Genomic DNA, 13,983 nt, shown 5'->3' on the forward strand with positions numbered 1-13,983 from the left:
TTAATAGGTTAGAATCGACTTTGTACTTGAACAATAAATAAATTTTTATTGAATTCGCTGGTATTCTCGGTCTGCTTTTTATATCGGTCCAACTGAAGTCCCAACTGTATCCTTGCACCATAATTTTTTAAAAATTCCAAGCCAAACATTGGCGTATATGTTTGACGCGCATTTGCATTGAGTTTGTAATTAGGGTCAATATACTCATACCGACATGATAGCTCGAAAGCGCTTAGATTGAAATAATTTACTTCATATCTTAAGTTGGGTAGAAAATAGATACCGCGGACCAAATAGTCACTCAACTTGGATGTCCGTGCACTTTCTTCCAAAGAATAATAGAGGTTATGATTGATCGCCTGTTTTGCTTCCAGTTGCATATCAAGATTCCATCGTTTACCAAAACTGACATTACCAGTTAGATCAACACCCAATGCATGTACCTGTTTTTTCATCACATCGCCAACGCCTCCATTAAGTCCTAAATTAATTCCGTACTTCTTTGAAAGCCCAAAGACCAAACGGGTGGCATATTGCTTACCATTATCGTTATCAACAACTTGATTCTTCCCATTCCCATTCACCACTGATAAAGAATAACTAAAGGGCATATCGCCTAGCGTAGTCTCGCCAGTCGCAGCAACCCCGATTTGAAAACTCGCCCAACCTAATTTACCGAATTCAAGATACTGGTTTGACCAGTCCAAAGATTTGATGATGTCAATAGGATAAGTTTCCTCGATGCCAAACCAAGGACGAAATTGGCCCACTGTGATGGCCAATTTGGGACTAAATGTATATTTCAAGTAGGCATTTTCGAGCACTTTTGTTTTGGGATCGCTTTTGAAATCTGCGAGATTAGCTAATACAGCAACTTCAGTACGCTTGCTAATCTGAGCGCGCATCTGTACCCGCATATATTTTACCATAAAATTGTTATCCGTACCTGAACCATCACTGTGATGTAGCCCATTGACATCGACATCTTTTGTAGCACTAACAAGGTAACGGGCCTGAAACAAACCTTTCACCTGAAGCTTGGGATAAGTCGTGTCATCTTTTTTTTGTTGCACAGAATCAACTTTATTTTCTTGTACATTACCTGGTTCTTGCCCTTTGACCAAGGTATGGCTCAATAAACATGCAATAGAAATTGGAATATAGCGTTTCTTCATACTTAAACAATTTTTTTCATAGCCAGTAGCCCAGCTTACTTCTCATTGTTAATAATTCTGTCGTTCTAAATCTAATGTTGTAGGTACAACACATAGCTTTAAAAAATGTTTTGTTATTCTAATAAAATTTAATAACTGTAAGAAAATCAAACGGATTAAAAAAAGATCAGGTATAAATTCCACGTTTTTACGTAATTTCACAGGCGAATTTCAATACAATCTAAATTTAAGACCTATAGATTGATCTTTTCATGAATTTTGCAATTCATGAGAAAACTTCATCATTTAAATATGTAATACATTTTTAGAATCGATAAATATATTATGAAAGAAAAACTAATCAGAACATGCTTTATTGGCCTTGCGCTCCTTTTGATCCAAAGCTTTTCAGTATCAAGCGTTCACGCCACAGGCAAAGAAAAAACCGCTATGTTTTGGACCTGGCTAGATTACAACGCCAAAACAAACTTTGATTCTATTTGCCGTGAGATGAACTATCTAGGGATCGATGGCGTGATGTTAAATGCTGCTAGTCCAGATGAGTATCGTGTAGCGATTCCTATTGCAAAAAAATACGGCATCCAGGTTATAGCCTGGCTTTGGACGATGAATCTGGAACACGACAGAGATAAAATACTTAAAGAGCATCCAGATTGGTTCAGTGTCAATCGCAATGGAAAAAGTCTCGCAGATACTACTGCATACGTTGGTTATTATAAATTTTTATCGCCTGTAGTACCAGGAGTAAAAGAATATATCAAAAAGAAAATTGAATCCTATTGTGAAGTTGAGGGATTGGAGGGTATCTCCATTGACTACAATCGTTATGTGGATGTTGTCCTCCCCACAACCCTTTGGCTTAAATATAATATTGTCCAAGATCGCGAGTATCCCGCTTGGGATTACGGATACCATCCCATTGCTATAGAAAAATTTAAAAAACAATATGGCTATGACCCTCGTGCACAAAAAGATCCATCGAAAGATCTCAAATGGCGCCAATTTCGTTGCGATCAGATAACAGATATCGCCAATATGATTGCAGAAATTGTTCATTCTCATGGCAAAACAATGGCAGCATCCCCATTTCCGACCCCCAAAATGGCTTCGCGTATGGTACGTCAAGATTGGGGTAAGTGGAATTTAGATGTTGTTTTTCCAATGGTGTATAGCAATTTCTATACAGAAGATCCAAGCTTTATTAGCGATTGTACCTTAGAAAATGTGCGCGACAAAGGTGCAAATACGACCCTATACTGTGGGTTGATGGCTAAAAATAATGAGGAAATATTTACAGATATGGATGAAGCGCTAAATAATGGTGCACAGGGAATTTCTATTTTTACCATCCATAGCTTAAAAGACCCTCAGATCAAGGAAAAATTCAGAGCCTATACAGCTGCGGCGAAAGCGAGAAAAGCTCAAAATAATGGAACTTTAACACGCTTGGCGCACGTGAAAATCGAAAATAATCCCTTCAAAAAAGAAGGAATTATGAAATTAATCAACCAAAAGATACAAGATTTGGTCCGTTCAGAAAACCCTGCTGCCAGCCCGATAGCATTATCTAGATATAAAAAAATAGATGCATATGATGTCACTCAAAAATACCTCGTTACTGATAAGGTGAGCAAAAAGAATTTTTACGTCACCTTCTTTTTCTATGGCGGTATACTTTCCGGTTGGAATGTGGACCCAGCTCCAAATGCAGCCTAAAGGATGACCTACCAGGAAGAGGTGCTAAAAACGTTATCTATTTGGCACCTCTTTTTTTTTTAATACACTGTTCCCTATCTTTGGAACGAATAAATAATTAAAAAATGAGAAAAAATGTTAGGTTGGTAGCCTGTATTATTGGCTTGATATCTTGCGGATCAATTCCTGTAGCCTTTGCTCAAAATAGCATTCAAAACCAGCAGGGTACTAAAACTGCGATTGTTGATAAAGCATTATTGGATAAAATATTGGATAAAAATAGACAGTCATTCAATGAAGGTAAGGTGGCCGATTATATTCCGGAATTGGGTAAAGCCAACGCATCGTCCATTGCTCTTTCGGTCGTAAATAGTGATGGAACAATCGTTAGTATCGGCGACGTACAGCAAAGATTTACAATTCAGAGTATTTCAAAAATTGTTTCCCTGATGATTGCCGTACTGGAAAATGGCGAGCAAGTTGTTTTCAATAATATGGGATACTATGGCACGGACAAACCTTTCAATCATTTTGCGAATTTGGAAACATCGGGTAAACCACTCAATCCAATGATGAACGCTGGCGCCATTTTAACGACATCGCTTATTAAAGGAACAGGTGAGGAACCTTTTCTCAAAATACGCAATATGATTCGTTTTATAACAAATAATGAAAAGATTGATTATAGTAAATCCGTATATAATTCGGAACGGGAGACTGGAAATCGAAACAGAGGTATGTTCTACCTGATGCGCAACAATGGACTCATTGATGGTGAAGGTGAAGATAAACTAAATAATTATTTTAAACAGTGCTCAATTGAGATAACCGCAGAGGATCTGGCTAAAATAGGTTTCTTTTTTGCCAATCACTGTGTGCGTTATGATGGAAATAAGCAATACAATAATCCAAGTCTATCTCAGCTAGTTCAATCGCAAATGCTCATTGCAGGGATGTACGAATTTAGCGGCGAATATGCCAGAACTGTGGGACTTCCAAGTAAATCGGGTGTTGGTGGCGGAATCGCTGTAAGTGTACCGAATAAAATGGGTATAGGGGCCTATAGTCCAGCCTTGGATCAACACGGTAACTCGGTGGCCGCTTATCGCATGATATTAGATTTGGTGAGAGAGAAATCACTAAGCCTCTTTTATTAACCTTAGTAAATTCAAGTCAACGATAACATGATACGGACAGAACCAATCATCGCAGTGGATAACGTTCCCAAAAGCTCACAATTCTATCAAAAGCTTTTAGGCTGTACCGGTCAACATGGAGGAGAAACATTTGAAATTCTCACAGATAACGGAACTGTTATTCTCTGTTTACACAAATGGGGTGAACCTAATCACCCTACTATGCGGGATCAAATACAGGCAGGGAATGGACTCATATTATTCTTTAGAGTTGACAATTTACAGCAAATTTTCGAAAACGCCACTTTGCTAAATGCAGTCATAGAGAAGGATATACATTACAACGAGAATTCTTTGAAAGATCAATTTATCCTACGTGACCCCGACAACTATTACCTGATTGTATCAGCTTAGTCAGATCTATTTGTTTGTCAATCGCGTGCAGGATTGTAGTCGATGGCGAAACAATCGAAACATCCCTCGATTTCAGCATAGGTGAACCAGCCAAAGGTTATTTTATCCTAAAAGAGATCTCGCCTAATCAAACCTCAGTGACTTGGAATATTTCAGGAAAATCGCCCTATCCATGGAACTTTATGAATTTATTCATGAATATGAACAAAGATTTCGATCAAGGGCTGAAGAATCTAAAAAATAGACTAAAATAGAGACTATACAAAAGTAAAAAACGGTGGTTAAAATAAACTTTACTCTAACCACCGTTTCTTATTTTTAAAATGAACAAAATTTATCTTCTGCGCATTAAAATTCGTAGAATATACCAAAACAGCAACATTATTGATGAAAATAGCTGTAGCGCCGCTCCAACGTATTGTTCGTTGCCGTAACTATACTTCAGATTTTGAGTTTGATAGAGTATGCTTCCGGAAGCAAGTGCAATCATTGCAACCGAGAACCATAATCCAAGTTCAAAACCAAAAATAGCACCAGCGACAATTGCCCCCAAGGATAAGAAGCCTCCAATTACCAGAATATTCCTGAGGAATGAAAAATCATTATTGGATACAAATGCTACAACAGTAAGCCCGGTAAACAATGCCAAAGTCATTATACTTGCTTGATAAATGACACTAATACCTTCCGTCATAAACACCGCCATAAAAATCATTGGCAGAAAGATGATTGCTTCCAGTACAATATAGAAAGCTAGTCCTAGATATTGGGTTTGACGGCTTTGCGAAAGTGTCCATCTCGATGAAAGTGTGGACCCTAACCAAAAACATCCCAATAAGAATAACCAAATAAATTTTCCGCTAACCATCCAAACGATAAAATCATAAGGGATCAATTTGATCAGCAAAGTTTCCAAAACGATAAATGCCAAAATCGAAAGCGCTACATGAAGATAAGTTTTTTTATAAAACACTCCCCTTTCAGCGTCATCATTGATTAGAATGTACTCTTGTGATTCCATAAAACAAATACGATTTATTAAATAAGGATTAAAAATAAACATAAATTCTATTTCCACAAGAAAGAAGTTTGCACGGGCTTATAAAAAAAGAACCCCGCCTAGCGGGGTCCATTCAAACAAACAACTTATTTCCAGCCTCCTCCCAAATCTTTATAGATATTGACAACAGCATTGAGCTGCTGCTTCTTCGTTTCTATCAATTCAAGTTTCGAATCCAGCACATCGCGTTGTGTCATCAAAACCTCCATGTAGTCTGCCCTCGCTGATTTAAAGAGATCGTTGGACACGGTGACGGAATTATTAAGGACCTCAACCTGTTTTGTTTTGAAATCGTAGCTGCGACCAAGGTTTTCAATATTTGAAAGTTGAGTAGAGACTTCTAAGTAAGCATTCAGAATTGCTTTTTCGTAATTATAAACAGCCTGTATCTGTTTTGCGTTAGCCGTACTAAATTCTGCTTTAAGCCCATTTTTATTGATCAATGGTGCCGCAAGCTCCCCAATTAAATTGTATAAAACCGATTCCGGCATTTTAAACAAGTAAGAAGGTTTAAATGCCTGCAAACCCAAAGCAGCCGAAATCTCCAGAGAGGGGTAAAACTCTTTCCGTGCAATATTTACATCCAATTTGGCTGCAGTGAGTTCATATTCTGCTTCTCGGATGTCAGGTCTGTTGCTTAAGAGTTGGCTAGGTAAACCTGTCTGAACTTTCGCCGGGATCAAATCTACAAAACTACTTTGATTGCGTTTAATCTCCTGCGGAAAACGTCCCAATAGGAAATTAATACGATTTTCAGTTTCCTTGATCTGTTGTCTAGTTTCAAACTCCATGCCCTTGGTTTTTAAAACCTCAGCCTCAAACTTTTGAACCGCCAATTCTGTTACACGAGCAGCCTGTTTCTGCAATCGGATTACCGCAAGCGCGTTGTCCTGTAATTCAATATTCTGTTTGATAATAGTCAATTGATTGTCCAATGCCAATAATTCATAATACGAGCGTGCAACTTCAGCAATAAGACTACTCAATACAAAATTTTTCCCCTCTACTGTAGCAAGATAACGATTGAGCGCAGCTTGCTCGCCATCTTTTAGTTTTTTCCAAACATCAATTTCCCAACTTGCGTACGCGCCAATGGTCAAATCTCCTAGCGGATCGGGCATTTCTTTTCCAGGCGCAATTTCTGTACTTGCATCACCTGCACCCTGGCTGGTATATCGCCCAACTTTTTCAACACCTCCTCCGGCACGTAAACCAACAGTAGGTTTCAACGCCCCTTTTCGTAAAAGAATATCATTCTTTGCGATTGCCAACTCCTGCAAAGTAACATTCAGTTCCTGATTGTTTTTTAACGCTGTATCTATTAATACAACTAGATTTGGATCTGTAAAAAATTCGCGCCACTTAACCGATGCTGAATTCGTTGTGTCAGATTTATTTACGTCTGTAAATTGCTGTGGAACAAATTTATTCTCCTGTATTTGTGTCGCTTTCGGAACCTTACATCCCGTCACTGCTGCTGAAAGCGAAATTGCAATGACCCATTGTTTTTTGCTGAGATTAGTCATTATTATCAAGTTCTTCAGTTAATGGATTTTCATCTTCGTGTTTAATAAGCTTACGTTTAGAGGCAATAGTTCCGAAGATATAGTACAAGCCTGGTATCACTAAAATACCGAACACTGTTCCAAACAACATACCTCCCGCTGCTGCCGTACCGATCGTACGGTTTCCTATTGCACCTGGGCCAGACGCCATAACTAAGGGAATCAAGCCAGCGATAAAGGCAAAAGACGTCATCAAAATAGGCCTAAACCTAACTTTTGCCCCATCCAAGGCAGCTTCAATAATACTCAATCCTTGCGAATGCCGCTGAGCAGCAAACTCAACAATCAACACGGCATTTTTACCAAGTAAACCTATGAGCATGACCAAAGCGACCTGTGCATAAATGTTGTTTTCCAATCCCAATAACTTCAATAATAGAAAGGCACCAAAGATTCCGATTGGTAAAGAAAGTAGTACCGCGAAAGGCATAATAAAACTCTCATATTGAGCAGAAAGAATTAAATAAACGAAGCCGAGACAGATCAAAAAGATGTAAATCGCCTGATTTCCACGCCCTACTTGATCCTTGGAGATACCAGCCCAGTCAATACCATAGCCTCGAGGTAACGTTTTGGCGGCGACTTCATTAATCACCTGGATTGCTTCACCACTACTGTAGCCGGACGCGGCAGAACCTGAAATTTCAGAGGCCAAATACATATTGTGGCGCGTGATCTCAGAAAGACCATAGACCTTTTCCATATGCATAAATGCTGAAAATGGGACCATTTCATCCTTTTCATTCTTCACATACAGCTTTAAGATATCTTCCGGCAAAGCCCTGTATTGCGGCAAAGCCTGAACCATAACTTTATATTGACGGTCATACTTAATGAAGTTCGTTTCGTAGTTACTACCAACCAAAGTCGAAAGCGTATTCAGCGCATTGTCAATCGTAACACCCTTTTGTTGCGCTAGATCATTGTCTATATGCAACATGTACTGTGGAAAACTCGCGCTATAGAAGGTAAATACAGACGATAACTCAGATCTCTTGTTCAACTCACGCACAAAATCCTTGCTTACCGTTTCCATTTTTTTGTAGTCGCCAGAACCTGCTTTGTCCAGAAGACGAAGCTCAAATCCACCCGCGGCACCATAGCCCGGTACGGCTGGTGGTTGGAAAAACTCGATAGACGCCCCTGGGATATTTTTGGCAGCAGCCTCAAGTTGCTCAATAATCTCTTGTGAGGATTCTTTACGTTCTTCCCAGCTTTTCAAGTTGATCAAACAAGTACCTGTATTTGCTCCAGTTCCTTCAGTCAGGATTTCATAACCCGCTAACGACGATACCGATTGTACACCATCAATGTTTTCAGCTTCTTTTTGCAATGTCTGGGCCGCTAAATTGGTTCGTTCCAAAGTCGATCCTGGCGGCGTTTGAATAATGGCATAAATCATCCCCTGATCTTCATTGGGAATAAAACCTGCAGGAACAGCATTGTTCAAAAAATAGGCTCCAATACAAAAGCCAATTAATACTAAAAATGTAAACGTCCGTTTATCTACTATCCCTTTCAACAAGTAAACATATTTGTTGGACATCCTATCGAACAATCTATTGAAAGAATCCAGAAACTTATCGATAATGGATTTCCTTCTTGCCTTGCCATGATTATTCTTCAGCATGATCGCACATAATGCAGGAGTCAGGGTCAATGCAACAACCCCGGACAAAATAATTGAAGTTGCCATGGTAATCGAAAACTGCCGATAGAATATACCCACGGGACCGGACATAAAGGCAACGGGGATAAAAACCGCCGCCATAAGGAAGGTGATCGCAACAATGGCACCACTGATTTCATGCATCGCTTTTTTGGTTGCCTTATAAGCCGAAATATGAAGCTCTTCCATCTTGGCATGGACGGCTTCAATAACCACAATCGCATCATCCACAACCACACCAATGGCAAGCACCAATGCAAACAGTGTAATCAAGTTGATGGTAATTCCAAAAAACTGCATGAATAAAAACGATCCCACCAATGAAACCGGCACTGCAATGGTGGGAATCAACGTTGAGCGCCAATCTCCTAAGAATAGAAATACGACAATAGCGACAAGCATAAATGCTTCCAATAACGTATGAACTACTTTTTCCATGGATGCATCCAAAAACTTGGAAACGTCGTAACTAATTTCATAATCGAGTCCCTTCGGAAAAGATGCCTTCAACTCTTTCATTTTGCTTTTTACATCTTGAATGACCTGAGATGCGTTACTTCCATAAGATTGTTTCAAGACAATCGCCGCAGATGGCTTTCCGTTCAGTGTCGAATAGATATCGTACATCGCCGAGCCAAATTTGATATCCGCAACGTCTTTTAAACGTAGCATTTCGCCATTTTCGCCCGCACGTAAAACGATGTTGCCATAACCTTCAGTTGTGGTAAAGCGTCCAGGGTATTTCAATACATATTCGAAAGATTGGGAGGTCATACCGGACGATTCACCAGCTTTACCCGGTGAAGCTTCTAAACTCTGTTCAGATAAGGCCTTCATTACCTCTTCTGCAGATATTTTGTAAGCCGTCATACGATCGGGTTTCAACCAAATACGCATGGCTAATTCACGGGTTCCAAGTATATTTGCCACCCCAACACCGTCCACGCGGCGCAATTCGGAGACAATGTTCATGTCCGCATAGTTATACATAAAGTTTCCATCCAGCTCTTTATCTTTACTGTAAAGATTGATGTACATGAGCATATTGGATTCTTCGCGTGTAATCTTCACTCCTTCACGCACCACAATTGGTGGAAGTTTATTGACCACAGAAGCTACACGGTTCTGCACATTTAAGGATGCCTGATTGGGATCGGTACCTAGGTTGAATACCACTTGGATACTGGCTTCACCGTCGTTACCGGCATCAGAAGCCATATATTTCATGCCCGGAACTCCATTAATTGCCCGTTCTAAAGGAATGATAACTGATTTAATCATCAACTCACCATTTGCTCCTGGATACTCGGCTGTAATATTGACCTTCGGTGGCGATATCGAGGGGAATTGTGTTACAGGAAGCTGCACCATAGAAAGTACACCCAAAAACACAATAATCAGTGATATAACGATTGAAAGCACTGGTCTATTTATAAAACGACTAAACATAAGAATTTAAGTGTAAGGGGCTATTCTGTTTTTAATTTCAAATTGGAAATGGCGTCTTTAGGTTGTACAAAGCTGTAACTGACCTTCTCATCTTCCTTCGCTTTCTGAATACCGTCCAACAAAAATTTATCATCTTTTTGAAGCCCACTCGTTACCACATACAAATCTGGTAGGGAGTTACCAATTGTGATATGACGCGCTTTTAATTTACCATCCTTATCGACGACATACACATATTTACGGTCCTGCATTTCGTATGTCGCTTTCTGTGGTATAATTAAAACCTGTTTCAACGGAAAATTCATGACGACCTTGCCGCTCTCGCCATGTTTTAATAGACGGTTTGGATTGGGAAACTTCGCTCTAAAAGCAATATTTCCAGTTTCACTGTTAAATTCACTTTCTATGGTTTCTACAAGACCATTTTGAGAAAATAGCTCATTATTGGCAAGTAACAGGCCCACATGGGTATCGCCGCGTTTACTAACGTTAGTTTGATAGCTCAAATATTCTGGTTCGGAAACATTAAAATAAACCAGCATCTCGCTATTGTCGGAAAGACTGGTTAATAATTCACCTTCATCCACCAAACTTCCCAGTTTCAACGGAATACGGTCGATAGTTCCGTCAAAAGGTGCTCTGATTTCTGTAAAGGAAAGATGCAATTTCGCAATCGCAGCCTCCGCCTTAGCCTGTTCAAGCTTTGCTTTAGCCATCGCTAATTCATTGGGCGATACGACGTTTTTATCAGCTAGCATTTTTGTATTTTGAACTTCAATTTCTGCCACATTAACCTCTGCCGAAGATTTACGGTATTCGGCCTCATACATCTTCGGCATAATCCGAAAAAGTAGTTGCCCTTTGTGGACAAATTGTCCTTCATCTACGAAGATCTGCTCGAGATAGCCTTTCTCCTGAGCCCGAAGCTCAATATTTCGGAAAGACCTAATCTGGGAAACAAAGTCCTTACGGATAGTGGTGTCCATTTGCACCGGAGAGGTCGCTGTAAATTTCTCCTTTTCTTCCTTTTCTTCCTTTTTGGAAGTACACCCGATTTGGCATAAGGTAATAGCCAAACTAGCGAGCATAAATACTCTTTTCATTTGTAAGCGTCTAATTAAAAAATAAGTTTGATTGTTTGTTGTGCTGGTTGGTGAAATGACCTCTACTTTGGTTTATAGTCGTTCCGACTTGTTAATAGATTGTATAAATCGATTACGACTAAGCGGAGCATCCTTTAGGATATCCACCAAAGCATATGAAATTTCGAAGGATATATTTTAAATTCTCCAGTTTTGTTGAAGAACGTATCTTTGAGGGAAAAGATAGGCTATGAAATTGCAAAAAGGAATTTTCTTTGCAAATCGTAAAACAAAAATAAAAAGGACAATTGCAAAGAGAAGCAGCGCAATAAGTTGGGATGTGGCATGCAAATCTTTGGTCAATTGAAAATTCTCGTAATCAAATTCAGCTATTACAGGGGTATCGTCATGTACACTACCATAAAACAGCGGATCAATGTGTTCAGCCGATGCATCAATATACTGCTGTAAATCGACGTGATTGTGCTGATACATAAAACTAACGGTCGGACGATCGGATTCAATGAGAACTGCATGGCTATTACTGCTTCTTATAATTAAGAAGCATAAGAAAAAGAATATGGTAATAACCGCTTTCATTGCGGGAGCAAATATACTAGCGTAAAAACGATTTTATCGATCTTTAACAAATTTTAACAAAACAATTACAATTGAAAGATCCTCCTAGAAAAGACTGAGTTGCAATCCATGTGCATTCTTTCTTTGAGGTGCTGCATCCCCGTAAACTGTCCGTCCACCGTATTTCCAGGAATCTCGCTTTTCCTCTGCAATAATTTGCTGAATATCAAACTGTGGCTCAAAATTTCGTTCACTATCCAACACCAACTGATGTAATTTCTGGACGGACTTTAATTTGTCACTATGACCCAATTTAGATTTTTCAATGCCTTTTTTCAAAATCTGAATACTTTCATCGTAAATAGTTAATGGAACCGGAAACGGGTGACCATCCTTTCCCCCATGAGCAAAAGAAAATCGAGCCGGATCTTTAAATCGTGATGGTGCACCATGAATTACTTCGCTGACTAAGGCCAATGATTGCAACGTACGGGGGCCAATTCCCTTTAAAAGAAGTAGATCTTCAAAATCAATAAGTGGACTTTCCCGAGCAACGTATAACATAGCGCCCAACCTTTTTAGATTGACATCCGAGGCACGTACATCGTGATGAGATGGCATGGCCAATTTAGCGAATTCTTGTATAACTTTAAACGAATCCTCTCCCACCAACGTCATAATACCCGCTCTGTTTGCCGCCGCTTCAGTAGCCGTTAAATTGAAGATCATACCCTGTGAAGGACCGGTGATACCCGCATGCGGTTCCTCTACAAACGATTTAATCTTTTCAGAATGCCAATGGTAACGACGGGCAGTCCCATCTTTTTCATGCATACCTTGCTGCACGACTGACCAATTGCCATTATCTGCCACGATAAAATTATGTAAATACAATTGGTAACCGTCTTGAACGGCTGTGTTATCCACCTTCGCAACAAGCTTGCTACTGCGAATCAAGTCGCTACCATTTAATCCAATACGATCAGAAACCTGAAGCAGTTCTTGTGGGGTATGCATGGACAACTTGCCTTTTCCACCGCAGATGTAGAGTCCCAATGACTTGGCGTCTGGATTAATAGCGCGTTTTAATGCACCCATAACAGCCGTTGTAATTCCAGAGGAATGCCAGTCCATGCCAAGAACAGCTCCAAAGCTTTGAAACCAAAATGGATCAGCAAGCCTCCTTAAAACCTCATCCTTTCCATAATCCATTAGCATAACTTCCACGATTGAACGCCCTAATGAAGCCATACGCTCGTAAAGCCACGCAGGTACTTTACCATAATGCAATGGAAGGTCTGCAGTACCGGATTTCCTCATATTAAACTAAATTTATTAGCACAAATCTATATCTTTTATTTTTAAAAAGCGAAAAAGGCTAGAATTTATCTAGCCTTTTCATTGTATGAGTAATGAGACGTTTACGACAACTATCGCTTCCTGCTTAACGACATCGCGCTGTATATAACATTTCAACTACTTACCCGTTAGCGCGGACAATAATCCAACCCGGAACGAAGGATCTTTCTCCGAAAACTCAATGGATTGTTTGTAGGTATCAACGTTAAAGAAGAGCTCAGCCGGTTCAGCTTTCTTATTATCCAAGAATAATTTAAAGCTATAGGCTGTTTTTTTAGATAGATCCGCATTCACTTTATTGGATGAAAATACGTTCGGAAGAATCACATCCTTTGTAAAAGAATCAGTCGTTGGTGTCTGAAATAATTCACCTAAAGCTTTAATTAAATTATCAGACTGTTGACCTGACGACGAGATTCTAATTTTACCTTTGGTAAAACCAACGTCATCACTTGGCTGGCCATCTATTATACCTGCGGGTATAAAATCTACAACCTCAAACTTCGCTCCCACCGTATCTTGCTTGTAAAGAGATTTTGTGATATAAATACGACTTGAATCCGTTTTGATTTCATCAGTAATACGTAAGAAAAAATTCTTTTTCTCAGCTCCCGGAGCACCATTTGTAAACTGCTCGATTTTCACGCCATCAATTTTGTTCGTTGCTGTGGTATCGCTTCCATCAGTTTTCTTCTGATTGGAGTTTCCGCAACCAGCCATCAGCATCGTAGCGGTTGCAAGAAATGCTATAGATTTAATCTTGTACATAATGAATTGTTTGTTATCAGTTATCAATGATT

At 39.5% G+C, this 13,983-nt stretch carries 12 protein-coding genes; 3 read left to right on the forward strand and 9 right to left on the reverse strand.

Translation table 11 applies throughout. The annotated features are described in order from the left end of the window. Positions 1-8 precede the first annotated feature (8 nt). Complete coding sequence (locus B2107_RS20060; RefSeq protein WP_293957532.1) at positions 9-1,175, reverse strand: porin; 1,167 nt, start codon at positions 1,173-1,175, stop codon at positions 9-11. 324 nt (positions 1,176-1,499) lie between these two features. Between B2107_RS20060 and B2107_RS20065 the strand changes: the two genes are divergently transcribed. The 3 genes from B2107_RS20065 to B2107_RS20075 all read left to right on the forward strand — a co-directional run bounded on the left by B2107_RS20065 (position 1,500) and on the right by B2107_RS20075 (position 4,420). Further along, positions 1,500-2,891 carry a hypothetical protein gene (locus tag B2107_RS20065; protein WP_293957533.1) on the forward strand — a complete coding sequence of 464 codons (1,392 nt, stop codon included), beginning with the start codon at positions 1,500-1,502 and terminating at the stop codon, positions 2,889-2,891. Between the two features lie 104 nt (positions 2,892-2,995). Beyond that, on the forward strand, positions 2,996-4,027 hold the full coding sequence (gene glsA, locus B2107_RS20070; RefSeq protein WP_293957534.1) for a glutaminase A: 1,032 nt from the start codon (positions 2,996-2,998) through the stop codon (positions 4,025-4,027). A gap of 27 nt (positions 4,028-4,054) precedes the next feature. Next, the gene (locus tag B2107_RS20075) at positions 4,055-4,420 is read left to right on the forward strand and encodes a VOC family protein (protein ID WP_293957535.1); all 366 of its coding nucleotides are present in this window, start codon (positions 4,055-4,057) and stop codon (positions 4,418-4,420) included. Between the two features lie 192 nt (positions 4,421-4,612). Here the strand turns inward: B2107_RS20075 and dltX are convergent, their stop codons facing one another. From dltX to B2107_RS20110, 8 genes are all read right to left on the reverse strand, one after another. Then, complete coding sequence (dltX, locus tag B2107_RS21980) at positions 4,613-4,726, reverse strand: teichoic acid D-Ala incorporation-associated protein DltX (RefSeq protein WP_367113703.1); 114 nt, start codon at positions 4,724-4,726, stop codon at positions 4,613-4,615. Positions 4,727-4,754: 28 nt separating this feature from the next. Next, positions 4,755-5,498 carry a Bax inhibitor-1/YccA family protein gene (locus tag B2107_RS20080; protein ID WP_293957536.1) on the reverse strand — a complete coding sequence of 248 codons (744 nt, stop codon included), beginning with the start codon at positions 5,496-5,498 and terminating at the stop codon, positions 4,755-4,757. A gap of 68 nt (positions 5,499-5,566) precedes the next feature. Further along, positions 5,567-7,006 carry a TolC family protein gene (locus B2107_RS20085; RefSeq protein WP_293957537.1) on the reverse strand — a complete coding sequence of 480 codons (1,440 nt, stop codon included), beginning with the start codon at positions 7,004-7,006 and terminating at the stop codon, positions 5,567-5,569. Further along, a complete protein-coding gene (locus B2107_RS20090) occupies positions 6,999-10,163 on the reverse strand; it encodes an efflux RND transporter permease subunit (protein WP_293957538.1) in 3,165 nt (1,054 codons plus the stop codon). Before B2107_RS20090 ends, B2107_RS20085 begins: the two co-directional genes overlap by 8 nt. A gap of 20 nt (positions 10,164-10,183) precedes the next feature. After that, a complete protein-coding gene (locus B2107_RS20095; protein ID WP_293957539.1) occupies positions 10,184-11,266 on the reverse strand; it encodes an efflux RND transporter periplasmic adaptor subunit in 1,083 nt (360 codons plus the stop codon). Between the two features lie 177 nt (positions 11,267-11,443). Continuing rightward, complete coding sequence (locus tag B2107_RS20100) at positions 11,444-11,845, reverse strand: hypothetical protein (RefSeq protein WP_293957540.1); 402 nt, start codon at positions 11,843-11,845, stop codon at positions 11,444-11,446. An 84-nt stretch (positions 11,846-11,929) separates the two neighbouring features. Then, positions 11,930-13,144: a DUF763 domain-containing protein gene (locus B2107_RS20105; RefSeq protein WP_293957541.1), complete on the reverse strand. Its 1,215-nt coding sequence runs from the start codon at positions 13,142-13,144 to the stop codon at positions 11,930-11,932. 156 nt (positions 13,145-13,300) lie between these two features. Next, the gene (locus B2107_RS20110; RefSeq protein ID WP_293957542.1) at positions 13,301-13,951 is read right to left on the reverse strand and encodes a hypothetical protein; all 651 of its coding nucleotides are present in this window, start codon (positions 13,949-13,951) and stop codon (positions 13,301-13,303) included. Between the last annotated feature and the right edge of the window lie 32 nt (positions 13,952-13,983).

Origin of the sequence: Sphingobacterium sp. UBA7855 (assembly GCA_002500745.1) — a bacterium.
GTDB lineage: Bacteria > Bacteroidota > Bacteroidia > Sphingobacteriales > Sphingobacteriaceae > Sphingobacterium.